Below are 25,442 nucleotides of genomic sequence, written 5' to 3' on the forward strand. Positions count from 1 at the left end.
GCTTGGTGGGCCCCGGCACAAGGCCGGGGTGACGATGAAGGAGGTTGGGCCCGGACGGAGGCCGACTATCGACCTCAGCTCCCACCGCAGCCGCCGCAGCCACCGCCGCCGCCGCAGCCGCTGCCTCCGCCGTCGCTGCTGCTGCTCGACCCGCTGTCGCCGCCGGAGCTCGACGAGCGCAGCGTGTGGAAATCCGACCAACTCGACCCCGCGAGCACGCCGGTTCCGAACAGCGCCACGCCCATGTCGGTCTCCACCGGCGTCGGCGCGCGCCGCAGGCGCTCGGACCGTTGCCGTGCCTCGGCGAGCGTCTCCGCGCCGCCCCGCGTCAGCCGGTCGACCGCGATGAAGCGGATCAACGCGAAGATCGCGGTTGCGATCAGGAACATGGTGAGGAAACCGACCGGCCGATCGCGCGACACGCCGACCTCCCATTTGATCGCGCCGAAGCCGAGCAGCAGGAAGTAAGGCAGCGTCTGCCAGAAGCGCATCTGCCATGCCGTTCCGCTGTCCATCAGCAGATCGGCGGAGACCAGTTTCTCCTCGATCGGATCGGCATGGCGCTTGAGGATATGTTCGATCGTCGACCAGCGCGTCGGTGCCGACAGCGCGAGGATGCTGCGTTCGGCCGCGTCGCCGCCCGCGTCGCGCGCGTCCGCCTGGAACCTGTCCTTGCCGACCATCGACAAGGCCCGCCGGGCGAGCAGCCGCGAGACGAGCGCGTCGGCGAACCGCGCCCTTCCGCCGGCAAGGAAAGCCAGCTCGTCGACCGTCGCCGAACGCGCCGTGCGTCCCTCGGGCTTCAGCCAGCGTGGGATGAGGAACCCGGCGACGATCACCAGGACGAAGAGAATGAAGTAGAGCTGCAAGAAGGGTCCGCCGGTCATATCGAAGGGGGACATGGTCTATGCTCCTCTGAGTGCGATCAGAACCGTCAACAGAGCCGCTGCGATCGCGAGCAGCGCCCAGAACGTGGTTCGTGGAAGGATGAAGGCGTCGCGGGGATGGACGCGGCGCGCCTTGGGGTCCTGGATCAGCCGCCGTGCCGCGTTCGGCCAGATATCGGCCGGCGGCAGGCCGAAGACCTGCTCATAGCTTTTGAGCGTCTCGGCATATTGCTCGAAATAGCGCTGTTTCTCGGCGCCGCCGCCCGCGGTCGGCCCGTGATGCAGAGGGCGGCCCAGGATCTCGGGGCAGAAGCGCTCCCAATAATCGCGGGTATAGGTGAGGTGGAGATGCCAGGCCTGGTCGACCGCGTCGGACGGCGTCACTTCGTGGCCGGCGGTCACCGCGAGGAAGCAGAAGCGCTTATATTCCTCGATCACCCGCGCGGTCTTCGCCGCGCTCCAGCCATTCTCGCGCGCCAGCCGCGCAGCGAAGGGGAGCGCCGCGTCGTCGGGGCCGATGATGTAATGGGAGAGCGCTATCCAGACCGGGTGGTCGGCAGGGGTTCGAGACAGACCGGAGGCCGTACTCATCTAATCCCTACTTAGCAGATGGATATTACATCCTCAAGACAGATCACAGCTCGATGAAAGCGTTTGCCACGACCAGCCGCGCGTCGTCCCATTCGGGCACCGCCTCGGGATTCATCGGCACCATGAAGCGCTTGCCGTCGGGCCGCTCGATCTCGAGCACGTCGCCCGCGCCGTAATTGTCGATCGCGATCACCGCGCCGAGCGGCTCGCCGCTTTCAGAGACCGCGGGCAGGCCGAGCAGGTCGACATGATAATATTCGCCTTCGCCCAGCGGCGGCAGCGCCGATCGCGGGACGGCCAGCGCGGTGCCGCGCAGCGCCTCGGCGGCGCTGCGGTCGGCAATCTCGGCAAAGCGCGCAATCGCGCCGTTGGAGCCGGGCCGGACCGATTTGAGCGTAAGCGCGCCGCCATTGAAGGATTTGTGCGAAGCCAGGTCTTCGGCGAAGACCTTCAGCCGCACTTCGCCCGCGATGCCGTGCGCGCCGATGATCGCGGCGAGCGTGATCGGCTTATCTGAACCGCTCACGCCGCTCGCTCCTCGCATCCGGGCTGATGGCCATCACGCGCACGCCGGAGCGCATGCGCCCCATCCCCACGCACGATGGCCATCCTGTAGCTCAGCCTTCCGACTTTTCTTGTGCGGCTTCCTCAGCGGCCGGGGCTTCTTCAGCGGCCGGGGCTTCGGCGGCAACTTCGACCGGCGGGGTTGCTTCGGCAACCGCCTCGGCGACCTGCTCGGCCTCCGGGGTCGGCTCTTCGGTCGCGGCTTCGATTTCAGCGGCGATCACGGCTTCGGCTTCCTCGTTCGAGTCGGCGGCAGGCGCTTCCTCGGCGACGAGAGCTTCCTCGACGACAGGCTCGGGAGCCGGTGCGGCAGCGGCTTCGGCGGCAGCTTCCTCGGCGGCCTTCAGCTTCTCGGCACGCTCCTCGGCGCGCTCGGTGGCCTTTTCGCCCGGCTTGGCCTTGTTCGGGTTGTTGCGCGCGGCGCGCTCCTTGACACCGGCGGCGTCGAGGAAGCGGGCGACGCGGTCGGTCGGCTGCGCGCCGACGCTCAGCCAATGCTTGGCGCGCTCGCCGTCGAGAATGATGCGCTTCTCGTCATCCTTGCCGAGCAGCGGATTATAGGTGCCGATCTTCTCGATGAACTTGCCGTCGCGGGGCGAACGGGCGTCCGCGATCACGATCCGGTAATAGGGGCGCTTCTTGGAGCCGCCGCGCGACAGACGCATGGAAATAGCCATTAATCTTCCTTCTTGATATTCGATGTTTGTATTCGGGTTTAAATTACTTTTTCTTCAGCAAATTCTCGAAGCCAGGTGGCAGGTTCGCGCCGCCCGGCAAGCCCGGCAGGCCGCCGCCCATCTTGCCCATCATCTCGCCCATCTCGGGGCCGCCCAGGGCATTGCCGATGCCGCCCATGCCGCCGCCGGGGCCGCCCTTGCCGAGCATGCCCATCATGCCCTTCAGGCCGCCCATCTTCTTCAGGCGCTTCATCGCGGTCTGCATTTCCTGGTGCATCTTGAGCAGCTTGTTGACGTCCTGCACGGTCGTCCCGCTGCCCTTGGCGACGCGGATCTTGCGCTTGGCGTTGAGCAATTCGGGCTTGGTGCGTTCCTTGGGCGTCATCGACGTGATCATCGCGTCCATGCGGAGCAGGATCTTCTCGTCCATGCCGCCGCCGGCCATCGCCGCCTGGGCCTTCTTCATGCCCGGGATCATGCCGGCCAGCGCACCCAGCCCGCCCATGCGGCGCATCTGCTGGAGCTGCGCGCGCAGGTCGTTCATGTCGAACTGGCCCTTGGCGAGCCGGCCCGCCATGCGCTCGGCATCTTCCTGCTGGATCGACTCGGCGGCGCGCTCGACCAGGCTGACGACATCGCCCATGCCCAGGATGCGGCCGGCGACGCGCTTCGGATGAAAGGGCTCGATCGCATCGAGCTTCTCGCCCATGCCGGCGAACTTGATCGGCTTGCCGGTGACGGCGCGCATCGACAGCGCGGCGCCGCCACGGGCATCGCCGTCCATGCGGGTCAGGATCACGCCGGTCAGCGGCACCTGTGCCGAGAAGCTGGACGCGACATTGACTGCGTCCTGGCCGGTGAGCGAGTCGACGACGAGCAGGATCTCGGCCGGCGTGGCGATGTCCGCCACCGCCTTCATCTCGTCCATCAGCTGCTGATCGACGTGGAGGCGGCCCGCGGTATCGAGCATCAGGACGTCATAGCCCTGGAGCTTCGCCGCCTGGAGCGCGCGCCGGGCGATGTCGACCGGCTGCTGGCCCTGCACGATCGGCAGGGTCGCGACCTCGGTCTGGGTGCCGAGCACCGCGAGCTGCTCTTGCGCCGCCGGGCGATTGACGTCGAGCGACGCCATCAGCACCTTCTTGCCCTGCGTCTTGGTCAGCAGCTTCGCCAGTTTGGCGGTCGTGGTCGTCTTGCCCGAACCCTGAAGGCCGACGAGCATGATCACCGCCGGCGGCGTGACGCCGATCTCGAGCTCGGCGGTATCCGAGCCGAGCATGTCGACCAGTGCGTCATGGACGATCTTGACGACCTGCTGGCCCGGCGTGATCGAACGCAGCACCTGCTGGCCGACCGCCTGCTCGGTCACCTTGTCGACGAAATCGCGCGCTACCGGAAGCGCGACATCGGCCTCCAGCAGGGCGATCCGCACTTCGCGCATGGCGGTGCGGACATCGGCTTCGTTGAGCGCACCGCGCCCGCGCAGGCGCTCGAAGACGCTGCCAAGCCGTTCGCTCAGACTATCGAACATGGGTCCAGATCACTCCAATTCCAGGCCGAAATCCGCCAAACGCAAAACACGCCGGCGGACGAAACCTCGTCGGCCGGCGTCACCCCTGAGGGCGGCAATGTCTCGCGTTCCACGGGAACAGCAAGCGGGCCACATAGCCTCACAATGCCTTCGTTGCAACCGTTACGCGTTTAACCTGATCTACACCCTCGGCATGTGAAAACGCCCCGCTATCCGCTTGGGGGAGCCTAACCCGGCAATGTCGCTGGACCACGAAGAAGAAATCCGCAATCGCACAGCAGCACGCCCGAGCATCATCACGGGCGCGATCAGCGTTGCCGCGATCCTGCTGTTCGTGGGAACGGGCAGCGCGGTACTGTCCAAGACCTTGCAATATTATACGTCGGGCACGGAGCCCGCGGACCGCACGCTCGTCATCGCGCTGCTCCTGAACGTCGCGCTGATCCTGTTCGGCTGGCGCCGCCATCACGCGCTGTCGATGGAAGTGCAGGTCCGCGCCGCCGCGGAGGAACGCGCCCAGCATCTCGCCAGCCGCGATCCGCTCACCGGCTTCCTCAACCGCCGCAGCCTGGCCGAGGAAGGCGCCGCGATGTTCGCGCGCGCCCAGCGTCGCCGCAAGGCGATGGCGCTGATCATGCTCGACCTCGATCACTTCAAGACGATCAACGACATGCACGGCCACGCCGTGGGCGATGCGCTGCTGCGCGCCGTCGCGGCCGAGATCGCCCATGCCATGCCTCCGATCGCGCTCACCGCGCGGCTGGGCGGCGACGAATTCTCCTGCGGTTTCCTGTTCGATCCGGCCGAGCCCTCCACCATCGAGCGCATCGCCGAACGGCTCGTCAGCCGCATGGCCCAGCCGTTCGAAGCCGAAGGGCTGCGGCTCCACATCTCCTGCTCGCTCGGCATCGCCCGCTCGGATTTCGATTGCGCGAGCATGGATGCGCTGACCCGCTCGGCCGATATCGCCATGTACCAGGCGAAGAAGGCCGGCCGGAACCGCTATGCCTGGTTCGACCAGTCGATGGAGCGCGAGCTCCAGGTCCGCAACGAGCTCGAAAGCGGCCTGCGCCTCGCCATTCCCCGCCAGGAAGTGGTTCCCTATTTCGAGCAGCAGATCGATCTGTCGACCGGCCGCCTCCACGGCTTCGAAGTGCTCGCGCGCTGGGAGCACCCCACCCGCGGCCTGATCTCGCCCGAACTCTTCATCCCCATCGCCGAGGAAACCGGCATGATCGCCGAGCTGTCGCTCTCGATCATGCGCCAGTCCTTCATCGCCGCGCGCGACTGGGATCCGTCGCTCAACCTGTCGATCAACATCTCGCCCTGGCAGCTGCGCGACGCCTGGCTGGCGCAGAAGATCATCAAGGTACTGACCGAGACCGGCTTTCCCGCGAGCCGGCTCGAGGTGGAGATCACCGAGAGCTCGCTGTTCGACAATCTCGCGCTCGCCCAGTCGATCGTCGGCAGCCTCAAGAACCAAGGCGTCCACCTCGCGCTCGACGATTTCGGCACCGGCTATTCGTCGCTGGCGCATCTGCGCGCTTTGCCCTTCGATCGCATCAAGATCGACAAGAGCTTCGTGATGTCGCTCAACGAAAGCGCCGATTCGGCCGCGATCGTCAACGCGATCATCAGCCTGGGCGAAAGCCTCAACCTGCCGATCACCGCCGAGGGTGTCGAAGACGCCTCGATCGAGGAGCGGCTGCGCGTGCTCGGCTGCTCCAAGGCGCAGGGCTGGCTCTATGGCCGCCCGCTATCGGTCAGCGCGGTGCGCCGCCTGCTCGCCGAGCGCCGGCTGCTGCAGGGCAGCCCCGCTCCCGCGGAGAAGAAGGACGCCGCTACCAGCCAACGCCTGGTTGGCTGAGATAGGCCTTCTCCTCCGGCGTCGACTCGCGGCCGAGCGCTGCGTTGCGCGTCGGAAACCGCCCGAATCGCGCGATCACTTCGGCATGTTCGATCGCATAGGTCAGCGGCTCCTCCAGCCCCAGCGCCTCGAAGCACCTTAGGCTTACCGCCTGCAGCTCGCGGCTCTCGCCGTGCTGGAACGGCAGGTAGAGAAATTGCCGACGTTCGGGCGGCAGTGCCTGGTCCCAGCCCCGCTCGACCGCCAGCGTCGCCAGGTCCCGCGCCAGCGGATCGGCGGCAAAGGCTTTGGCGGTGTCGCGATGGATGTTGCGCGAGAACTGGTCGAGCAGGATCACCGCCGCCAACAAGGTTTCGGGATCGCCGCGCCAATCCGCCGCGCCGCTCGCCAGCACCTCGTCCCGGCGCGATCCGAACAGCGTCGAGATCTCCGCATCGAGCCCGTGCGATCCGCCGAACCATTGCTCCGGCATCAGCAGATCGAACCAGAAACCCAGCACTTCGCGGGCCCTTGCGTGGACTTCCGGCGCCGTCGCTCCTAGATCGCTCGCCAATGCCGTCCTCCTCACCGCATGTCGTCAACCTGGGTTGTCGTCTCAACCTCGCCGAGGGCGAGTCGATCCGTGCCCTGCTGTCAGGGCGGGACACGATCGTGGTCAACAGCTGTGCGGTTACGAACGAAGCCGTCAAGCAGACGCGCCAGGCGATCCGCCGCGCCCGCCGCGAGCGGCCCGGGGCCGAGTTGGTCGTGACGGGCTGCGCGGCGCAGATCGATCCAGCGGCCTTTGCGGCGATGCCCGAGGTCGATCGGGTGATCGGCAATGCCGAGAAGCTCTTGCCCACCTCCTGGACATCGTCCGAGCCGGTGCAGGTGCAGGACATCATGGCGGTGCGCGAGACCGCGCCGCACCTCGCCGCCTGCTTCTCGACCCATGCGCGCGCCTTTGTCGAGGTCCAGAATGGCTGCGACCATCGCTGCACCTTCTGCGCGATCCCGTTCGGACGAGGCAACAGCCGTTCGGTGCCCGCCGGCGCAGTGATCGACCGCATCGCCGCGCTCGCCGAGCATCATGCCGAGATCGTGCTCACCGGCGTCGATCTCACGAGCTATGGTCCCGATCTTCCCGGCGCGCCGACGCTAGGCCAGCTGGTCGAGCGCATCCTCGCCCACGTCCCTGCCCTCAAGCGCCTGCGCCTCTCCTCGCTCGACGGCGTGGAAGTCGACGACCGCCTGTTCGCGTTGCTCACCCAGGAACCGCGACTGATGCCGCATGTCCATCTCTCGCTCCAGGCGGGGGACGACATGATCCTCAAGCGGATGAAGCGTCGCCATAGCCGTGCGCAATCGGTGGCGCTTGCCGAGCGCCTCCATGCAGCGCGCCCCGACATCGCGATCGGCGCCGATCTGATCGCCGGTTTCCCGACCGAGACCGAGGCAATGTTCGAGAACAGCCGCGCGCTGATCATGGATTGCGGCATCGTCCATGCGCATATCTTCCCCTATAGCCCGCGCGCCGGCACCCCCGCCGCGCGCATGCCCCAGGTCGAACCCGAAATCGTCAAGGCCCGTGCGGCCCGGCTCAGGGCCGAGGCGGAAGGCCAGCGCACACGCTGGCTGCAAAGCCTTGTGGGCAGCAGCCAGCAAGTACTGGTAGAGCGCCCGGGAGACCGCGGCCATGCCGGCAATTTCGCGGAAGTGCGCCTTGGCCAGGCCGAACCGGTCGGATCGATAGTACAGGTGAAGATCAACGCAGTGAGTAATCAGACACTCGAAGCAACTCCCATCCGTCACCCCGGGCTTGTTCCGGGGTCCACGGAGCAGTCGAACGCCACGCTTGAGCCGTTTGCACAATGCGCGGCCCACGGTGGATCCCGGAACAAGTCCGGGATGACGAATGGAACTCGGGCATGAGCAACGCCTCCTGGCACGAGCGCCTGCTTGGTGGCTTCCGCAAGACCTCAGACCGGCTGCTCGGCAACCTCGCCGGCCTCAGTCTCGCGCGTCTCGACGATGCGACGCTTGACGAGATCGAGGAGGCGCTGATCGCCTCCGATCTGGGTCCCGCCACCGCGGCCAAGGTCCGCGCCCGCCTTGCCGAGGGCCAGTTCGAGCGCAACATGGAAGAGCTTGGCATCCGGCTGATTGTCGCCGAGGAAGTCGCCAAGACGCTCGAACCCGTCGCCAAGCGGCTCGAGATCGAGGCCTTTCCGCGCCCCCAGGTGATCCTGGTGATCGGCGTCAACGGATCGGGCAAGACCACTACGATCGCCAAGCTCGCCAACAATTTCCTCGAGCAGGATTACAGCGTGATGGTCGCCGCCGGCGACACGTTCCGCGCAGCCGCGATCGGCCAGCTACGCACCTGGGCTGAGCGGATCGGGGTGCCGATCGTCTCGGGCGCGGAGGGCGGAGACGCCGCCGGCATCGTCTTCGAAGCGGTCAAGCAGGCCACCGAAAAGGGCATCGACGTGCTGATCGTCGATACCGCCGGCCGCCTCCAGAACAAGCGCGAGCTGATGGACGAGCTCGCCAAGATCCGCCGCGTGCTCGGGCGTATCAACCCCGCCTCGCCGCATGACGTGGTCCTCGTCCTCGATGCCACCACCGGCCAGAACGCGCTCAGCCAGATCGAGGTTTTCAAGGAAGTCGCCGGCGTCACCGGGCTGGTCATGACCAAGCTCGACGGCACCGCGCGTGGCGGCGTTCTCGTCGCCGCCGCCGAGAAATTCGGCCTCCCCATCCATGCGATCGGAGTCGGCGAGAAGGTCGACGATCTACGCCCGTTCGACGCGCAAGAGGTTGCGCGGATCATCGCGGGCGTGGAAGGAGCTACCAATGGCTAGCAATTCCAAGCCCGCGATATCGCCGGGCCTCCGCATGGCGATCGATTTCGGTCCGTTGATCGTGTTCTTCGCGGTCAACAGCCTGGCGTCCGGCCCGCAGATCGCCCGGATCCTCACCGCCACGGTCGCCTTCATGGTCGCGATGGTGGCCGCGATGCTGGTGTCCTGGTGGCGCGCTCGGCACATCTCGCCGATGTTGTGGATCACCGGAGCCTTCGTGCTCGTGTTCGGCGGGCTGACGCTATATTATCACAGCCAGATCTTCATTCAGATCAAGCCGACGGTCATCTACGCGATGTTCGCGATCGTGCTCGGCTACGGCCTGTTGACCGACAAGCCGCTGCTCCAGCTGCTGCTGCAACAGGCCTATCCCGGCCTGACCGCCAAGGGCTGGCGGCTGCTGACGATCAGCTGGGCCTGCTTCTTCCTCTTCGCCGCGGTCCTCAACGAAGTGATGCGCCAGCTGCTCAATTGGGACCAATGGGTGCTGTTCAAGACCTGGGGAATGATCCCGCTGACCCTCGTCTTCGCGATGCTCAACATCCCGATGCTGCTCAAGCACGGGCTCCAGCTCGACAAGCCCGAAGAGGCGCCGATCCCACCCGAGGGTTGAGTTCGACCCGACGAAGCGAAGCTTGTGCTCCTGCGAAAGCGGATCGGACAGCTATTCCGCTGGCTTGAGATCGATCAGCAGCGTCGGGATCAGCTCCGAGACGGTGGGGTGGATCGGAACCGCCCAGCGCAGCACGTCCAGCGGCTGATCGGCGTGCATCATGTCGAGGATGCCGTGAATCGCCTCGTCGCCGCCCACGCCCAATATCGCCGCGCCCAGGATGCGGCGGGTCTCGGCATCGGCGACCACTTTCATCACGCCGATTGTCTCGCCCTTCTCGATCGCGCGCCCGACGCGCTTCATCGGCCGGTGCGACACCAGCAGCGGCCGGCCGGTCGCGCGTGCCTGGGTCTCGGTCATGCCGACCCGGCCGAGCGGTGGATCGGTGAAGAGCGCATAGCCGGGCAGCCGCTGGCTGAGCGTGCGGTCCTCGCCATCGAGCAGGTTTGCGGCGACGATCTCGAAATCATTCCACGCGGTGTGGGTGAAGGCGCCGCGGCCGTTGCAGTCGCCCAGCGCCCAGATGCCGGGCACATTGGTGGCGAGCTTCTCGTCGACCTTGATATAGCCGCGCTCGTCGGTCGCCACGCCGGCGATATCGAGCCCGAGATCGTCGGTGTTCGGCCGGCGCCCGATCGCGAGCAGGACATGGCTGGCTGGCACCCGCGGCGCGCCTTCCGTGCAATCGACATTCACCGATATCCCGCCGGCATCCAGCGCGAAGCCGATGCAGGTGGCGCTGGTCCGCACCTCGATGCCCTCGGCCTCCAGCATCTCGCGGATCGCCTGGCTGATATCCTCGTCCTCGCGCGCGATCAGGCGCGGCTGCATCTCGACCACCGTCACCTGCGAACCGAGGCGGCGGAATATCTGGGCGAATTCGAGCCCGATATAGCTCCCGCCGACGACCACCAGATGCTCGGGTAGCGCCTCGAGCTTCAATATGCTGGAATTGTCGAGCGTCTGGACCTTGTCGAGCCCGGGCATCGGCGGCCGCGCCGCACGGCCGCCGACGTTCAGGAAGATGCGCGGCGCGGTGAAGCTTTCCTCACCCACCGCGATGGTGTCGGGCGCGGTGAAATGGGCATGGCCGCGGATCAGCTCCAGCCCCGGCATGCGCGACAGCCAGGTCTCGTTGCGGCCGCGCGACGCCGCCGCGATCTCCTGCGCGCGGCGGATCACCGTGGGGAAATCGACCGTCACCGTGCCGGTGCCGATGCCGTAATCCGCCGAACGCCGGGCGAGAAACGCGGCATAGGCGCTCGCCACCAGCGCTTTGGTCGGAGTGCAGCCGGTGTTGACGCAGGTGCCGCCGACCTGGTCGCGCTCGATCAACGCCACCTTCTGGCCCGCGTCGGTCAGGCGCCCGGCAAGCGCCGGTCCCGCCTGGCCGGCGCCGACGATGATCGCATCGAACGCGCGGCTCACAGCGCGAGCACGATAAGCACCGCGCCTCCCACCGCAATCACGTCCTCGATCAAGGCCGCGGGGCGATCGCTGCCCAGCATGGCGGCCAGCCGCGCGCGCAACGCCGCGCCACCCAGCGTGCCGATTACCGCGCCGACGATACCCGCTCCGAGCCCGACGACCAGCGAGCCGCCCGAAATGCCGATCGCCGCGCCGCTCAGCCCGCCCATCACCAGCCGGGTGACGAACTGGGGCGGTGTCTTGCGGCTTGGCGTCGTGGGAAGCTGATCACCGACCAGCTCGAACAGCGCGAGCGCCGAAAAGACCCAGGGGGTGAAGCGATAGCCGAGAAAGGCCAGCCAGCTGCCGTCGAGATGGAGCCAGCCGAGATGGGCCGCCCAGCTAATGGCCGCGGGTGCGGTGAAGGCGCGAAGGCCTGCGACGACGCCGATCAACAGAGCGAGGAGCACGAACATGCAGAGTCCTTTCGCGGAAATCCGTCCGGGTGGAATGGAAAACTACCCGTTCCGGTTGGGTTAGGCGATCCTTCCTTCGGCCCTGCTCATATGAACCGCGGTATAGGTCCCCGCTGCGGCGTCTGATCGGGCAGATCGACCTCCATCTCGTCGACATAGCACCAGCCCCAGCCTTCCGGCGGGTCATAGCCTTCGATGATCGGGTGCCGCGTGGCGTGGAAATGCGCGGTCGCATGGCGATTGGGCGAATCGTCGCAGCAGCCGACATGCCCGCAGCTCCGGCAAAGCCGCAGATGCACCCACCAGCCGCCCGTCTTCAGGCATTCCTCGCACCCGAGCGCGCTTGGCGTCACTTCGTTGACGGTATCCCGGTGCTGGCAGGTTTGCGACATGCTCTGATCCCCCTCGGTTTGATGTTTACGTCGCAGGCGCACCCGTCCCTACCCGGCCGCTGCGCTCGAGCTTGCCCCAGCCGACCCACCAGCCGCCCACCGCCGAGCTGATTGCGCGGAGCACCACCCAGTACATCAGCTGCCGATAGACGAAGCGCTGCGCGACCAGCAACAGCGCCGGATAGCGGATCCTGCGGCTGTTGAGCCGGTACGCCACCCAGCCGCAGCCCACGTCGATCGCGGTGAAGGCCAGCCAATAGATCGCCATCGTACCGACATCGCCCCGGGTCTGCTCCCAGCCATGCTGCCAAACGTTGATCGCGGTCCCAGCCACTGCCACCACCAAAGCGAGATCGATCAGCGGCGAGATCGCGGCGAACCCGATCTGGAAAATCCAGGCCTGGGGAAGCCCGACCAGCGCCAGCCCGCGCGCCTGCCGGTCGCGATAGATGCCGCGATGCTTCCACAGGCACTGGAGCGTACCGAACGCCCAGCGATAGCGCTGCTTGGCGAGCGCCTTGAAGCTCTCGGGTGCCTCGGTCCAGGCGACCGCATCGGTGTCGTAGGTCACGCGCCAGCCCGCGCGCTGGATGGCGATGGTCAGGTCCTGGTCCTCGGCCAGCGTATCCTCGGGATAGCCGCCGACGGCATCGAGCGCGGCACGCCGCCACGCGCCGACCGCGCCAGGAACGACGGTGATCGCGTTGAACCCGGCAAGCGCGCGGCGCTCCAGATTCTGCGCGGTTATATACTCCACGGCCTGCCAGCGGGTGACGAGATTGACGCGGTTACCCACCTGGGCGTTGCCCGCCACCGCGCCCAATTTGGGATCGACGAACCAGCGCGCCAGCCGCCCGATCGTCTCGGGCTCGAACTGGGTATCGGCGTCGAGCGCGATGATGACCTCGCCCTTGGCCGATTGCAGCGCGCGGTTGAGCGCGGACGCCTTGCCGCCATTTTGCAGCGTGAGCAACGTGACCCGCGGATCGTGGCCAAACTCGCGCGCAACGATTTCGCTGGTCGCGTCCTTCGATCCGTCGTCGGCGACGATCAGCTCGATCGCCGGATAGTTGCTCGCCAAAACCCGGCGGATCGAGCCTTCGATCACGCGCTCTTCGTTATAGGCGGGGATGATCACGGACACCGTTGGCGTGAAGGCCGGCGGCTCGCCACGGCGGCGCTCGCGGCGGCGCTGCCAGAGCGCCAGGCCGGCGAGGAACAGCGCGCGCGCGATCCCCAGCGCGATCGCGACGAAGAACAGTCCCTTGAGCGCGGAGGCGAGCCCCGCGAGGAGCACGAAGATCGCGACATCGGCGCGCACCGCCAGCAGGTCGCTGCCGGTGATCTCGGGCATCACCGCGTCGCGCGAGAGGCCGGCGAGCTGCGAGACGGGGACGAACGTATATCCGCGCGCACGGAGCTGGGCGATGATCTGCGGAAGGGCGACCACGGTCTGGTCGCGATTGCCGCCGCCATCGTGCAGCAGAATGATATTGGCCGAGCGTTCCGGCGTGGCGCCCAAAACCTGCGCCACCGATTGCTGAATGATCGAATCGACGCCGGGCCGTTTCCAATCATTGGGATCGGCGTGGAGGCCGACCACGGTATAGCCCTGTTGCTGCGCCACCATCGCCGGATCGAGCTCGTCGGCGGTGGTCGGCTCGGCATCGCCGAAATAGGGCGCGCGGAACAGGCGCATGCCGCGACCGGTATAGGCCTGGACCAGCCGCTGCGTCGCGTTGAGCTCGATCGAGGTGCTGCGCGCCGAATCGAGCGCGAGATTGGGATGGGTATAGGTGTGATTGCCGAGCTCATGCCCCTCGGCGACCATCCGGCGGAGCAGCAGCGGGTGCTGGAGCGCATTCTCGCCGATGATGAAGAAGGTCCCCGGCACCTTCTCCGCCTTCAATATGTCGAGGATCTGCGGCGTGTAGGTCGCGTCGGGTCCATCATCGAAGGTCAGCGCGACCAGCTTCGGCGCAGCCCCGGTGCGTGAGACGACATAGGGCGTCGGCAAAGTAACGTAATGGACGTCGCGGATGATCCCCGCGGCATCGAAGCTCAGGTCGCGCCGTCCGTTGGTAGGCGAGGCGGTGACGCGCAATATCTCGCCCGATCCCTCGACATCGACATCGCTGGCGGACACCACCGTGCTCAGGTCGGGCCGGCCGCCGTTGCGGAACGCCTGGAGCGCGGGCCAGACGCCGGCATCCTCGGTCCCGAGCCGCCACAAAGCGACGCTGCCCACCCCCATCGCGCGCACCGCCTGGAGCTGGTTCCACGTCGTCGTGGCGTCCATCATCCAGATTTCGTGATGCTCGCCATTGTCCTCGTCGTAGGCAAAGGCCTGGTTGCCGCTCGCCTTGTCGAACTGAATCACTGCCTCACTGTCATGCGCCGCCAGCCACGCTTCCTCGACGCTGAGCGCGTCGACCTTGCCGCCGTGCCAGTCATAGGCATAGCTGCCCAGCGCGACGATCAGCTTCTCCGCGCCGATCTGCTGCACGGCGCTGCGCAGCTGATCGACGAACCAGGGCTGCGCGGCGATCGGTCCGGCGGTGCCGCCCTGCCAGTGCTGGTCGTAGTTCATCAGGATCACGCGGTCGGCGACAGCGGCGAAGCGCTTGATATCCCACTCGGGATCGCCCGCCGGGACTGTGACGGCAAGCACCTTGTCCGGCGGCAGCGCGGCATTGATATGCGCGAGCAGTGCCAGATAACGCGGCACGGCGGCGGCCGGCAGGCTCTCGAAATCCATGACCAGGCCGGCCTGCTTGCGCGCCGCGACCATCGCCGCGAGATCGTGCGCGAACTTGGTGCGCGCTACGGGATCGGCGACCAGCCTGGCCACGCCCTCCCCGTCCCATTTCTCGTTCGCCAGATTCTGCACCATCGGCAGCACCCTGGGCGGGTGCGGCGCACCGGCGACGATGGTGGCAAAGGCCGGATCGTCCTGGATGCGGATTGCATGATCGGGGCCCGCGACGGTCACCAAAGCGGGCACCACCCAGTCGAGGTTGCGGATATTGCGGCGGAGCGAGCTCGCGCTCGACTGATCCCAAGGAACATAGAAGCCGATCGTCAGCGCCGAGCCGATCGTCTTGGCATTGCCGGCGGGCAGCCATCGCCCGCCTTTATGTCCCCTCGCGTCCTTCAGATGGAGCGCGGAGGCCTTGGCGCTCCCCCAGCGCACCGGCAGATCACCGCCGCGCGGCACATCGAGGATCGTGATCGCGAACACCACGGCGGTCGCCACCACGAGCAGCACCGTCGCCACGACGGCGCGCATCGTCCAACGCTTCCGGCTGCCGCTGGGATCGAAGAAGATGGGCGGAGACATGGGATCCCTCAGAAACGCGGATTCGCGGGCCGCAACATAGGGGCAATATTAGCACCGCGCATTCCGGTAATGGAGCATACACAGGTTTGCACGGCCTATCCGGCGTGCACCGGCTGCGATATGCAGGAAAGATGGATCGCAAGCGCAGCATATTGGTGATCGGGGGCGGTACGGCAGGCTGGCTGACCGCGGCGCATCTCGCCAAATTCCTCGATCTCTCAGGCCATGGCCATCTCGAGATCACCTTGCTCGAATCCCCCGATATCGGCATCATCGGGGTGGGCGAAGGCACCTTCCCCACGATCCGCGAGACGCTGAAGTTCCTCGGCATCGACGAGGCGCAGTTCATCCGCAGCACATCGGCCACGTTCAAGCAGGGCATCCGCTTCACCGACTGGGTGCGCACGCCGGAAAATGGCGCGCACAGCCATTTCTTCCATCCATTCGAAGCGCCCTTCTACGCCGATGGCGCGAACCTGGCGGCCTATTGGCTGCTCCAGGACGAGAAGAGCCGCCCGCCCTTTGCCGAGGCGGTGACCATCCAGAACCGCGTCGCCGATGCGCGCCGCGCGCCCAAGCGGCCGCACGAGGGCGATTTCGGCGGACCGCTCAACTATGCCTATCATTTCGACGCGGCGAGCCTCGCCCGCGTGCTCGCCGCGCGCGGCAAGGAACTGGGCGTCCGGCACATCGAGGACCGGCTGCGGAGCGTCGAACTCGATGCCGATGGCGCGATCGATCATGTCCTCACCGACGGGCACGGCGAACTGAGGGCCGACCTCTACATCGATTGCTCGGGCTTTCGCGCCGAGCTGATCGGCAATGCGATGCAGGCGCCGTTCAAGTCGGTGCGCACCAGCCTGTTCACCAATCGCGCGCTTGCCTGCAAGATCCCCTATGACCGGCCAGACGCGCCGCTGGAGAGCTTCACCGTCGCCGCCGCGCATGAGGCGGGATGGACCTGGGACATCGGCCTGGCCGGCGCGCGCGGCATCGGCTGCGTCTATTCGAGCGACCATATCGACGATGACCGCGCCGCCGAGATCCTCGCCGGCTATATCGGCCCGCGCGACGTGGAGATCACCCCGCGCAAGATCCCGTTCGAGCCGGGCTATCGCGAGCTGCAATGGGTGAAGAACTGCGTCGCGGTCGGGCTGTCGGCGGGCTTCCTCGAACCGCTTGAATCCACAGGCGTCGTCCTGATCGAAGCCGCAGTCGGCATGATCGCCGAACTGTTCCCGCACAACGGCCCGATCGATGCGCCGGCGAAGCGCTTCAACGAGCTGATGACCGGGCGCTACGAGAACATCGTCACCTTCCTGAAACTCCATTACTGCCTCAGCCAGCGGCAGGAACCCTTCTGGCGCGACAACACGCAAGCGAACTCGATCCCCGACCGACTGGCCGGACTGCTCGACCAGTGGCGCTATCGCCCGCCGGGCCGCTTCGATTTCATCCTCGATCTCGAGAGCTTCGCCTTCTTCAACTATCAGTACATCCTCTACGGGATGGAATTCAAAACCGATCTGGGCCCGGCGCGCAGCGATTTCCCGAATGTCGCGGCGGCGGAGCGGATCTTCGCCCGCATCCGCAATTTCGGTGAGCGCGCGACGCACGACCTCCCCTCCCACCGCGCGCTGATCCAGCAGATCAACGCGCAGGACGAGCGCCTGCTCGCGGTGTGACTCACTTTTGACGAAAAGGGGATTTGATGGCCAAGTTCGTGAAGTCCGTGCCGATCCTCGGGCGGATTAGGGTTCGCAACGCGTTTGCGAGCGCATTTGCGATATGCATGTTGTCGGTGCATCCGGCGGCGGCGCAGGACTCGCCGAAACCGGGTTTTCGCCAGCCCGATCCCGTCGATTTCGAGCATGACGCTCCGGGTTTCGTATCGATATTCGACGGCAAGACGTTGCGCGACTGGGATGGCGACAGCCGGGCCTGGCGCGTCGAGGACGGCGCGATCGTCGGCCAGTCGAGCGCCGAAAAACCTGTCAGCAATTCCTACATCGTCTATCGCGGCATGATCGCCAAGGATTTCGACCTCAAGTTCGAGATCAAGGTCGAACAAGGCGGCGGTTCGGGGTTTCAGTATCGCAGCCAGACGGGCCTTCCCTGGGATCGAAAGGCGCGCCCGGATGAGCCGCCCTATAATCTCGATCGCATGATGAGCGGCCCGCAGGCGGACTTCTGGTTTCCGGTGCAACCGTCTGTCGAGCGCTACACCGGGCAGTTCTACTCGGAGAACAGCCCGCTCGGCGTTCTCGCCTGGCGGGGACAGGTGACGCAATCCGAACCGGGCACCTTCAAGCGACTGCTCGGGACCATCGGCGATCTCGAACCCCTGGGCGGCTATGTGAAGACGAACGACTGGAACCAGTATGAGGTCATCGCGCGCGGCGGCGTCTTCATCCATATCATCAACGGCCACGTGATGTCGGTTCTGGTCGATGACGACCCCAAGTCGATCAACAACCAGGCGGGAAAGTTCGGCATCGAGCTCGAAGGGATTCCGTCGAAGGTCTCGGTCCGGCGCATTCGGGTAAGGTCGTTCGATCGGCCCCAGCGATAGCCGCCAACGCCGAACACGGGCGATTCCGGCATCCGGTTGACCAGCGGATATACGAACCATATACGGTTCGTATATCCGCCAGCTGGAAAGGCCGCTTATGGGCATCGTGAAAATCGACGACGATCTGCATGAGGAGGCCCGTCGGGCCAGCACCGTCATGTGCCGGTCCATCAACGCGCAGGCTGAGTTCTGGATGACGATCGGCATGCTCGCCGAAGCCAATCCTACCCTGTCCTTCAACCAGATCGTGAAGATGCAGTTTGCCGCGGCGCATGTGCGCCTCGCGGAACCTGCGGCCGCCTGACATGGTGAAGACCCCGGACGAACTGTTGCTCATGCAGGTGTCGGGCAAGATGCTCGCATCGGTCTTCGAGATGCTCGACGGGCAGGAACTCGCCGGCATGTCGACGATGCAGGTCAACGATCTGGTCGACCGCTTCATCACCATGGACCTTGCCGCCCGTCCGGCGAGCAAGGGGCAATATGGTTTCAAATACGTCCTGAACTGCTCGATCAATCATGTCGTCTGCCACGGCGTGCCCGACGCGGGCGAGATCATCCGCGACGGCGACATCATCAACCTCGACATCACGCTCGAAAAGAACGGTTTCATCGCGGATTCGAGCAAGACCTATCTGGTCGGCAATGTCCCGCCCGCCGCGCGGCGGCTCGTGCGGGTCGCCCAGGAGGCGATGTGGAAGGGCATCAGGCAGGTGCGGCCCGGAGCGCATCTGGGGGACATCGGCTTCGCGATCGAGCGGCATGCCAAGAAGAATGGCTATTCGGTCGTGCGGGAATATTGCGGGCATGGCATCGGCCGGGAGATGCACGAGGAACCGGCAGTGCTCAACTTCGGACGGCCGGGAACGGGCATGAAGCTGCGCGAGGGCATGGTCTTCACCATCGAGCCGATGGTCAACCAGGGCACGCGGAAAGTATCGACCGAGAGCGACGGATGGACCGTCGTGACCAACGACCGCAAGCTCTCCGCTCAATTCGAGCATACGGTCGCGGTCACGAGGACTGGTGTCGATGTCCTGACCCTGCGCCACGACGAGATGCCGATGCTCGAGCGCAGGGCATGACGGCCTGATATTCGCTTCCGGACATTCCCGCGGCTAGCTCGCCTTACAGCGCCCAGTCCACCTGTAGCCAGAACTTGTCGGTATCCGTCGCGAACTTGTCCGCCTTGTAGTGCGCATAGCGGGCGGAGAGCGTGGTGTGGCCTTCCTTGAGGCTGGCGAGCAGATCGACCTCGTCGCCATAATGCTGGCTCAACCGGTCGCTGTCGAAGCGGTGATAGCTGGCGGACAGGTTTATCGCGTCGATCGGACCGGCCTTCTTCCAGCCATAGCCGAGCGTGCCGTACAGATCGTGCAGCCCGTTGGGCGGCGTGGTGCCGAACTTGCCGGCCCAGCCGTTGAACCGGAAATAGGAGGCGAGCGGCGTCTGGACGCTGGTGAGCGCCACGCCCTTGTCGGCGCCGAGCACCTCATAGCCGGCGGTTGCGGTCAGCGCCTTGGCGGTGAGCGTCGCTTCGCCGAGCCAGTAATCGGCCGAATAGTCGTTCGGATTGCGGTGATAGTCGCTCTGCCGCGCCCAGCTCGCGATATAGCCGAGCTTCAGATCCTTGCCGATCGGCGTGCTGCCCGCGAAGCGCGCGCCATAGGTCTGGCTCGACAGGCGGAAGCCCTGCACCGCGGCTTCGTCCTGGTCGATCAGATAGGCGAAGCCGGTCAGCGTGCCGATCTTGGTTCCGTAATTGACCAATGCGAAGACATTGTCGCCATCGATGGCGGTCGGGCGCGCGCCGGTGCCGTTGCGCCCGTTGATGGTGCGATCACTCCACGCATAGGTGATATCGGCGCTCAACCCCTTGGGCTTGCCCCATTGCAGCCGCACCGCATCGAAGGTCTGCTCGTTCTGGCGCCAGGCGGCCGGCCCGACGAAACGCTGGTCGGCAAGCTCGAGCCGCTGGCGGCCCGCGGTCAGCCCCAGGCCGTTTTTGCCGGCATAGCGGATCTGCGCGCGGTTGAGTTCGGCATTGGGCGGATCGACCACCAGCGGGTAGGCGATCTTGCCGTTAGTGCCGTCATTATACTGATCGACCAGCACGACATTGGTCTCGCCTTCGACCAGCGCCGACCATTCGCCCATCGTGGCGATCACGCCGGGGCGGAGGCGCAACGTCACCGCCCCGGCATTCTTGTTCAGGCCGTCCTGGTCGACCAGCTCGTAGCGCAGCCGCGCATCGGCGATCGGCTTGAAGGTAATGTCCTGGGCCTGGGCGGTGCCGCACGTCGCCAGCCCCGCCGTCACGGCGAGCAGATACTTCATCGAATGTCTCCGGAAAATTGGCTCGTCGCGTCGCAATCGGGGAGGAAAGCGTGGACGCGACGAGCCCAGGAGGGTGGTCGGAGTTCAGACCGCGCCGGCGGCCATGCTGCCGGGGACGGCGCCGAGTTCGCCGGTCTGGCGCGCCTTGCGGCCATAGACGAACTCGAACAGCGGGGTCGCCATCACCGTGGTGACGATCGCCATCAGCACCAGCATCGAGAAGAGCGTGGGTCCGATGATGCCCTTCTGCAGGCCGATATTGATGATGATCAGCTCCATCAGCCCGCGCGAGTTCATCAGCGCGCCGATGCCGAGCGCAGTGCGGTTATCCTCGCCCGCAAGCCGCGCCGCCGCCCAGCAGGCGCCGAACTTGGCGAGGATCGAGGCGATGAGGATGCCGAGCGCGATCAGCAGCAGCGGGATCGAATTCACCATGTCGAGTCGGGTGTTGAGGCCCGAATAGGTGAAGAACATCGGCAGCAGCAGGACAACCGCGAGCGGCTCGACCTTCTTCTTCAGCTCCTGAACGAACAGGCCGCGCGGCATCACCGAGCCGAGCAGGAAACCGCCGAAGATCGCATGGATGCCGATCGCGTCCATCAGGAAGGCCGAAAGGCAGAACAGCATGATCGTGACGGCGAGCACGCCGGTTGTCATCTCGCCCTTTTCCTCGACCATCCGGCCGAGCGGGGCGAGCAGCTTGCGGCCGAAGAACAGCATGAAGCCGGCATAGAGGAGCCCGCCACCGATCGCGATCACCGCAATGCCGGGGCCGCCGCCAAAGGTCGCAAGCACGACCGCCAGCACGCACCAGGAAGTGGCGTCGTCGAACGCGCCCGCAGTGAGCGAAAGCGTGCCGAGCGAGGTGTTCGAAAGCCCGCGCTCGTTGATGATGCGCGCGAGCATCGGGAAGGCGGTCAGCGCAATGCACGCACCCATGAAGAGCGTTGCATTGGACTGGCTGATCCCGGGCGCGAACAGCCCCGGCACGGTCAGCAGGAACGGCGTGATCGCCACCGCGATCAGGAACGGCGCGATGATCCCGGCCATCGAGACGCCGAACGCGCTCTTGCCCTTGCTCTTGAAGTGATCGAGCTGGAGCGTGGTGCCGACCAGGAACATGTAAAGCCCCACGCCGAGCTGCGCGCCCGCATAGAGGACGTTCTTGGTCTCTTTGGGGAAGATCGCCAACTGGATGTCGGGGAAGAGCAGCCCGAGCAGCGACGGCCCGAGCACGACGCCAGCGATCATCTCGCCGACGACCTGGGGCTGGCCGAGGAATTTCTGGCCCAGCCAGCCGACGACGCGGCAAGCGAGGATGATCACCGCGAGCTGCAGGAAGAAGTGGATACTGAAATCGCCCGGGGCGAAGCTCTTGGCGGCGTTCACCGCCGGGCCGTGTGGCCCCAATACGTCGGTCAGGACGCGGATGGCGTCGTTAAGCAGATCAGTCAGCACTGCATTCTCCCCCTCAATTCACGTCGCATCGTTGCGCGATCTGCGTCGAGGGAGCCCAGTTCGGGTATCGGGCGCAATCCGAAATTGCAGCGACTTGGCGCTCCGCGCGCACTTTTTCGCGAATGGCGAACGAAATGTTGCCAAGGCGCCACAAGGTAGTAACATACCTACACGCCAACGCTGTCAATTGTAGGTATGTAGGTTCGATATGAAGGTGATTAGCAGCCGCGATCTGAACCAGGATGTGAGCAGCGCGAAGCGCGCCGCGCGACTCGAACCGGTGTTCGTCACCGATCGCGGCAAGCCCACCCATGTGCTGATGAGCATCGAAACCTTCCGCCAATTGACCGGCCATGGCGAGACGATCGTCGACCTGTTGGCGATGCCCTCCTCCGCCGAAATCGACATGGAGGCGGCGCGCGCGGGCGGCGCGTGGGACCGGAGCGCCAGCTGATGTACCTGCTCGATACCGGCGTGGTGCTCGAACTGCGCAAGGCCAAGGCCGGACGCACCGATCCCGGTCTGGCGAGCTGGGCGGCGGGCGTCCCGCGGCAGAGCCTGTTCCTCTCCGCGCTCTCGCTCCTCGAGATCGACACCGGTACCGCCGCGCTCGAGCACAAGGACAAGGCGGCCGGCGCGGGGCTCCGCGCCTGGATCGACGGGCAGCTGATGCCGGCGTTCGAAGGACGCATCCTGTCGATCGACAGCATTGTGGTGCGCCGGCGCGGGCAGCTGGCTTATCCGAATGCCCGCGACGGATTGCTCGCCGCAACGGCGCTGGAACATGGGCTGACCTTGGTGACGCGTACCCCCGCCGCGTTCAAGGTCGGCCGGGTCAAGGTCTTCAATCCCTGGGGCTATGCGCCCGACGCGTTCGACGAGGAAGCCGATTGGGGACAGGCGGCACGCACCGGCCCGCTATGGCTCAAGAACCTGTTCGTCAGAACCTAGCTTCGATGGGCTCCGGCGCAGGGTTCCGCGAAGGCATCAGCTTGAACGACAGGCCGGTGATCGTGCCGAGCACCACACCCGAAGCAACGCCACCGACGAGTCCGCGGAACGCGATCTCCAGCGACCCCGGCTGCGCGCTGCCCACTGACGATGCGATATAGATGCAGGGCAGCGCCAGCCCCCAGCCGATCATATTGGCAAGGATCCACCAATGCGCCCTGTGTGCCACTCCGCGCAACACCAGCGCCTGAGCGGATCCGAACAACAGTCCGGTGGCAATTCCGAACGCCGCGGCGGTAAGCGCAGTCTGCATCAGGTTGAGCACCGGCGCGTCCGGCCCGTTCTCGAATCCGAATATCGAGGCCCAGGCGGCGAGGCCCCATCCCGCGACCGCGATCACGGTCGTCGCGACAGTCCAGCGACCGGCGCTGATCGCCGAATAGGGGCGCTGCAGCGCCCAACCCTGAAGATAGCCCAGCACCAGGCCCTGAATCAGGCCGCTTCCGCCCTTTGCCACAAACATCAGGATTTGTGCGGTAAGGCCAATGGGCGCGGGATCGAAACGGTCGCAGGCGACCCACCACAAAGCGGCGCTGGCGATGCCCAGCAGTTCGCCAGCCGCGCAGGCCTCGATCCACCGCGTGAAGCTGTCATCCTGCTCCTGCACTTTTCTTACGCTCCCCCAGCCTCAGCCGATATCTGGCTGATAGACGGCCCCCACCGTTACGCGACGCGATAATGGCGCCATTCCCCTGGCGGAGCAAACGCGAAACCGAGCGCGGTTGCAATCGCTGTTATTGGTCCAAATCGGCACTCGCCCCCACCGATCGACCGTGGACTATTCGAATTCGAGGATCGCTGCGTCCACCGCCAGGCTGTCACCCGGGCCGAAATTGGCTGCCTTGACCGTGCCTGCGCGCTCGGCGCGAAGGATGTTCTCCATCTTCATCGCTTCGACCACCGCCAGCGGCTGGCCCGCCTCGACCTTGTCGCCGGGCGCGACGTGCAGGCGCGTGAGCAGGCCCGGCATCGGCGCGAGCAGGAACCGGCTCATGTCGGGCGGGATCTTCTCGATCATGTGGTAGCGATATTGCGCGATATGCGGCGGCAGCACTTCGACGAGGTGCGAGGCGCCGTGCGCCGTCAGCTTCCACGCGACGCCCTTGCGAGCCACACCAACACTCAGAGTCTCACCGTCGATCCGGGCGGTCAGGATCAGATTGTCGGGGCCCCATTCGCCCTCGATCTCAACGGTCTGTCCGTCTATCGAGACAGTCTCGCCGATATTCACTTCGAAGCGTTCGCCGTCGATCAGCACCACACGCTGCTCGCTCACCGCGATCGGATCGGCGAGTTGGCCGGATATCCCGGCGGCGCGCTCGGCACGCTCGACATCGATCGTGGCGGCGACCGCCGCCAGCTTGCGCTTGAGCGCGGCCGATGCCGGCGCGCCGTGGAAACCTTCGGGATATTCCTCGGCGATGAAACCGGTAGTGATCGCGCCCTCGCGGAAGCGCGGGTGCTGCATGATCGCCGACAGGAAGTCGATATTGTGGCCGATGCCGTCGATCCGGAAGCTGTCGAGGGCGACGATCTGCCTGTCGATCGCCTCTTCGCGGGTCGCGCCATGGGTGATCAGCTTGGCGATCATCGGATCGTAGAACATCGAGATTTCGCTGCCCTCCACCACGCCATCGTCGACACGGACGCCGTCCTCCGCCGACGGCGGTCGATACCGCACCAGCCGACCGGTGGAGGGCAGGAAACCGCGATAGGGGTCTTCGGCATAGACCCGGTTCTCGATTGCCCAGCCGTTGATCTTCACCTCGTCCTGCGTCAGCGGCAATTTCTCGCCCGCTGCGACCCGGATCATCAGTTCGACCAGGTCGAGCCCGGTAATTTCCTCGGTAACAGGATGCTCCACCTGGAGCCGCGTGTTCATCTCGAGGAAGTAGAAGCTCTCGCCGGTCGTATCCGCGCCCGAGACGATCAGCTCGACCGTGCCCGCCGAATAATAGCCCACCGCCTGGGCCAATGCGACCGCCTGCTCGCCCATCGCCTTGCGCATCTTGGGCGTGACGAAGGGCGACGGCGCCTCTTCGACCACCTTCTGGTGGCGGCGCTGGATCGAGCATTCGCGCTCGTTGAGGTACAGGATGTTGCCGTGCTGGTCGCCGATCACCTGGATCTCGATATGGCGCGGACTCTCGATGAACTTCTCGATGAAGACGCGGTCGTCGCCGAACGACGCCAGCCCCTCGCGCTTGGTCGCCTCGAACCCCTCGCGGACGTCCTGCTCCCCAAAAGCGAGCCGCATGCCCTTGCCGCCGCCGCCGGCCGACGCCTTCATCATCACGGGATAGCCGATCTCGGAGGCGATCTTCACCGCCTCATCGGTATCGGCGATCTCGCCCAGGAAACCGGGGACGACATTCACGCCCGCCGCCTTGGCCAGCTTCTTCGATTCGATCTTGTCGCCCATCGCGGCGATGGCGTTGGGCGGCGGGCCGACAAAGGCGATCCCGGCCTCGGCACAAGCCTTGGCGAAGCTCTCGCGCTCGGAGAGGAAGCCATAGCCGGGATGGATGCAGTCCGCCCCGGTCTCCTTGGCGGCGAGCAGGATCAGATCGGCCTTGAGATAGCTCTCTGCAGCCGGCGCCGGCCCGAGCCGCACCGCCTCGTCGGCCATCAGCACATGCGGCGCGCGGGCATCGGCATCCGAATAGACCGCGACGGTGGCGATCCCCATCTTCTTGGCGGTGCGCATCACCCGACAGGCGATCTCGCCGCGATTGGCGACCAGGATCTTCTTGAACATCATGCCTCTCGCACTTCTTCTTCGTCACCCTGAACTTGTTTCAGGGTCCACCGCGCAACAGGCGCGGACGGCGCAGCAGGAAAGATGGATGCTGAAACAGGTTCAGCATGACGGATGC

The 25,442-nt window shown here is 65.8% G+C and carries 23 protein-coding genes and 1 pseudogene; 10 read left to right on the forward strand and 14 right to left on the reverse strand.

Translation table 11 applies throughout. The features are described 5' to 3' along the window. Nucleotides 1-74: 74 nt before the first annotated feature. The 5 genes and pseudogenes from IAG41_RS06725 to ffh form a co-directional block, all read right to left on the reverse strand. Nucleotides 75-902 carry a TIGR04222 domain-containing membrane protein gene (locus IAG41_RS06725; RefSeq protein ID WP_187727731.1) on the reverse strand — a complete coding sequence of 276 codons (828 nt, stop codon included), beginning with the start codon at nucleotides 900-902 and terminating at the stop codon, nucleotides 75-77. Between the two features lie 3 nt (nucleotides 903-905). Then, nucleotides 906-1,478: a glycine-rich domain-containing protein gene (locus IAG41_RS06730; RefSeq protein ID WP_187727732.1), complete on the reverse strand. Its 573-nt coding sequence runs from the start codon at nucleotides 1,476-1,478 to the stop codon at nucleotides 906-908. 43 nt (nucleotides 1,479-1,521) lie between these two features. Further along, nucleotides 1,522-2,022, reverse strand: coding sequence for a ribosome maturation factor RimM (gene rimM / locus IAG41_RS06735; protein ID WP_187727733.1), 501 nt, complete (start codon nucleotides 2,020-2,022; stop codon nucleotides 1,522-1,524). Nucleotides 2,023-2,266: 244 nt separating this feature from the next. After that, nucleotides 2,267-2,719: pseudogene (rpsP, locus tag IAG41_RS06740) on the reverse strand (30S ribosomal protein S16); the annotation flags it as partial. 43 nt (nucleotides 2,720-2,762) lie between these two features. Beyond that, the gene (gene ffh / locus IAG41_RS06745; RefSeq protein ID WP_187727735.1) at nucleotides 2,763-4,250 is read right to left on the reverse strand and encodes a signal recognition particle protein; all 1,488 of its coding nucleotides are present in this window, start codon (nucleotides 4,248-4,250) and stop codon (nucleotides 2,763-2,765) included. A 238-nt stretch (nucleotides 4,251-4,488) separates the two neighbouring features. Between ffh and IAG41_RS06750 the strand changes: the two genes are divergently transcribed. Next, a complete protein-coding gene (locus IAG41_RS06750; protein WP_187727736.1) occupies nucleotides 4,489-6,117 on the forward strand; it encodes a putative bifunctional diguanylate cyclase/phosphodiesterase in 1,629 nt (542 codons plus the stop codon). Here the strand turns inward: IAG41_RS06750 and IAG41_RS06755 are convergent. Beyond that, nucleotides 6,092-6,670, reverse strand: coding sequence for a DUF924 family protein (locus tag IAG41_RS06755; protein WP_187727737.1), 579 nt, complete (start codon nucleotides 6,668-6,670; stop codon nucleotides 6,092-6,094). The two genes, IAG41_RS06750 and IAG41_RS06755, sit on opposite strands and share 26 nt — an antisense overlap. Here IAG41_RS06755 and mtaB point away from each other — a divergent pair. The 3 genes from mtaB to IAG41_RS06770 are packed head-to-tail and all read left to right on the forward strand — an operon-like array spanning nucleotide 6,670 to nucleotide 9,573. Further along, on the forward strand, nucleotides 6,670-8,028 hold the full coding sequence (mtaB, locus tag IAG41_RS06760; protein WP_187727738.1) for a tRNA (N(6)-L-threonylcarbamoyladenosine(37)-C(2))-methylthiotransferase MtaB: 1,359 nt from the start codon (nucleotides 6,670-6,672) through the stop codon (nucleotides 8,026-8,028). The genes IAG41_RS06755 and mtaB overlap by 1 nt on opposite strands. Continuing rightward, entirely contained in the window at nucleotides 8,025-8,960 is a 936-nt protein-coding gene (ftsY, locus tag IAG41_RS06765) for a signal recognition particle-docking protein FtsY (protein ID WP_187727739.1), read from the forward strand. The genes mtaB and ftsY overlap by 4 nt, the downstream gene beginning before the upstream one ends. Continuing rightward, nucleotides 8,953-9,573, forward strand: a complete 621-nt coding sequence (locus IAG41_RS06770; protein ID WP_187727740.1) for a septation protein A — start codon at nucleotides 8,953-8,955, stop codon at nucleotides 9,571-9,573. The genes ftsY and IAG41_RS06770 overlap by 8 nt, the downstream gene beginning before the upstream one ends. A 51-nt stretch (nucleotides 9,574-9,624) precedes the next feature. On the opposite strand, the gene IAG41_RS06775 is transcribed toward IAG41_RS06770, so the two are convergent. The 4 genes from IAG41_RS06775 to IAG41_RS06790 all read right to left on the reverse strand — a co-directional run bounded on the left by IAG41_RS06775 (nucleotide 9,625) and on the right by IAG41_RS06790 (nucleotide 15,188). Next, nucleotides 9,625-11,001, reverse strand: a complete 1,377-nt coding sequence (locus tag IAG41_RS06775) for an FAD-containing oxidoreductase (protein ID WP_187727741.1) — start codon at nucleotides 10,999-11,001, stop codon at nucleotides 9,625-9,627. Then, the gene (locus IAG41_RS06780) at nucleotides 10,998-11,456 is read right to left on the reverse strand and encodes a DUF4126 domain-containing protein (RefSeq protein ID WP_187727742.1); all 459 of its coding nucleotides are present in this window, start codon (nucleotides 11,454-11,456) and stop codon (nucleotides 10,998-11,000) included. The genes IAG41_RS06775 and IAG41_RS06780 overlap by 4 nt, the downstream gene beginning before the upstream one ends. 86 nt (nucleotides 11,457-11,542) lie before the next feature. Then, nucleotides 11,543-11,848 (reverse strand): UBP-type zinc finger domain-containing protein, encoded by a 306-nt coding sequence (locus IAG41_RS06785; RefSeq protein WP_187727743.1) that lies wholly within the window; start codon nucleotides 11,846-11,848, stop codon nucleotides 11,543-11,545. A 25-nt stretch (nucleotides 11,849-11,873) separates the two neighbouring features. Continuing rightward, a complete protein-coding gene (locus tag IAG41_RS06790; RefSeq protein ID WP_187727744.1) occupies nucleotides 11,874-15,188 on the reverse strand; it encodes a glycosyltransferase in 3,315 nt (1,104 codons plus the stop codon). Between the two features lie 131 nt (nucleotides 15,189-15,319). Here IAG41_RS06790 and IAG41_RS06795 point away from each other — a divergent pair, with 131 nt between their 5' ends. The 4 genes from IAG41_RS06795 (at nucleotide 15,320) to map (ending at nucleotide 18,845) form a co-directional block, all read left to right on the forward strand. Then, nucleotides 15,320-16,873, forward strand: coding sequence for a tryptophan halogenase family protein (locus IAG41_RS06795; RefSeq protein WP_187727745.1), 1,554 nt, complete (start codon nucleotides 15,320-15,322; stop codon nucleotides 16,871-16,873). 26 nt (nucleotides 16,874-16,899) lie between these two features. Next, nucleotides 16,900-17,760 carry a DUF1080 domain-containing protein gene (locus IAG41_RS06800; RefSeq protein ID WP_222950489.1) on the forward strand — a complete coding sequence of 287 codons (861 nt, stop codon included), beginning with the start codon at nucleotides 16,900-16,902 and terminating at the stop codon, nucleotides 17,758-17,760. A 97-nt stretch (nucleotides 17,761-17,857) separates the two neighbouring features. Then, complete coding sequence (locus IAG41_RS06805) at nucleotides 17,858-18,064, forward strand: ParD-like family protein (RefSeq protein ID WP_187727747.1); 207 nt, start codon at nucleotides 17,858-17,860, stop codon at nucleotides 18,062-18,064. Nucleotide 18,065: 1 nt separating this feature from the next. Beyond that, nucleotides 18,066-18,845, forward strand: a complete 780-nt coding sequence (map, locus tag IAG41_RS06810) for a type I methionyl aminopeptidase (protein WP_187727748.1) — start codon at nucleotides 18,066-18,068, stop codon at nucleotides 18,843-18,845. Between the two features lie 43 nt (nucleotides 18,846-18,888). On the opposite strand, the gene IAG41_RS06815 is transcribed toward map, so the two are convergent. Both IAG41_RS06815 and IAG41_RS06820 read right to left on the reverse strand, forming a co-directional pair. Next, on the reverse strand, nucleotides 18,889-20,097 hold the full coding sequence (locus tag IAG41_RS06815; RefSeq protein WP_187727749.1) for an alginate export family protein: 1,209 nt from the start codon (nucleotides 20,095-20,097) through the stop codon (nucleotides 18,889-18,891). 84 nt (nucleotides 20,098-20,181) lie between these two features. Further along, nucleotides 20,182-21,552 carry a cation:proton antiporter gene (locus tag IAG41_RS06820; RefSeq protein WP_187727924.1) on the reverse strand — a complete coding sequence of 457 codons (1,371 nt, stop codon included), beginning with the start codon at nucleotides 21,550-21,552 and terminating at the stop codon, nucleotides 20,182-20,184. 211 nt (nucleotides 21,553-21,763) lie between these two features. Here IAG41_RS06820 and IAG41_RS06825 point away from each other — a divergent pair, with 211 nt between their 5' ends. Together IAG41_RS06825 and IAG41_RS06830 are read left to right on the forward strand one after the other, a co-directional pair. Continuing rightward, nucleotides 21,764-22,009 (forward strand): type II toxin-antitoxin system Phd/YefM family antitoxin, encoded by a 246-nt coding sequence (locus tag IAG41_RS06825; RefSeq protein WP_187727750.1) that lies wholly within the window; start codon nucleotides 21,764-21,766, stop codon nucleotides 22,007-22,009. After that, nucleotides 22,009-22,506 (forward strand): PIN domain-containing protein, encoded by a 498-nt coding sequence (locus IAG41_RS06830; protein WP_187727751.1) that lies wholly within the window; start codon nucleotides 22,009-22,011, stop codon nucleotides 22,504-22,506. Before IAG41_RS06825 ends, IAG41_RS06830 begins: the two co-directional genes overlap by 1 nt. Here the strand turns inward: IAG41_RS06830 and IAG41_RS06835 are convergent. Beyond that, nucleotides 22,496-23,173 carry a hypothetical protein gene (locus IAG41_RS06835; RefSeq protein ID WP_187727752.1) on the reverse strand — a complete coding sequence of 226 codons (678 nt, stop codon included), beginning with the start codon at nucleotides 23,171-23,173 and terminating at the stop codon, nucleotides 22,496-22,498. The two genes, IAG41_RS06830 and IAG41_RS06835, sit on opposite strands and share 11 nt — an antisense overlap. Nucleotides 23,174-23,344: 171 nt before the next feature. Further along, nucleotides 23,345-25,324 carry an acetyl/propionyl/methylcrotonyl-CoA carboxylase subunit alpha gene (locus IAG41_RS06840; protein ID WP_187727753.1) on the reverse strand — a complete coding sequence of 660 codons (1,980 nt, stop codon included), beginning with the start codon at nucleotides 25,322-25,324 and terminating at the stop codon, nucleotides 23,345-23,347. Between the last annotated feature and the right edge of the window lie 118 nt (nucleotides 25,325-25,442).

Origin of the sequence: Sphingomonas sp. JC676 (assembly GCF_014489075.1) — a bacterium.
Taxonomy (GTDB): Bacteria; Pseudomonadota; Alphaproteobacteria; order Sphingomonadales; family Sphingomonadaceae; genus Sphingomonas.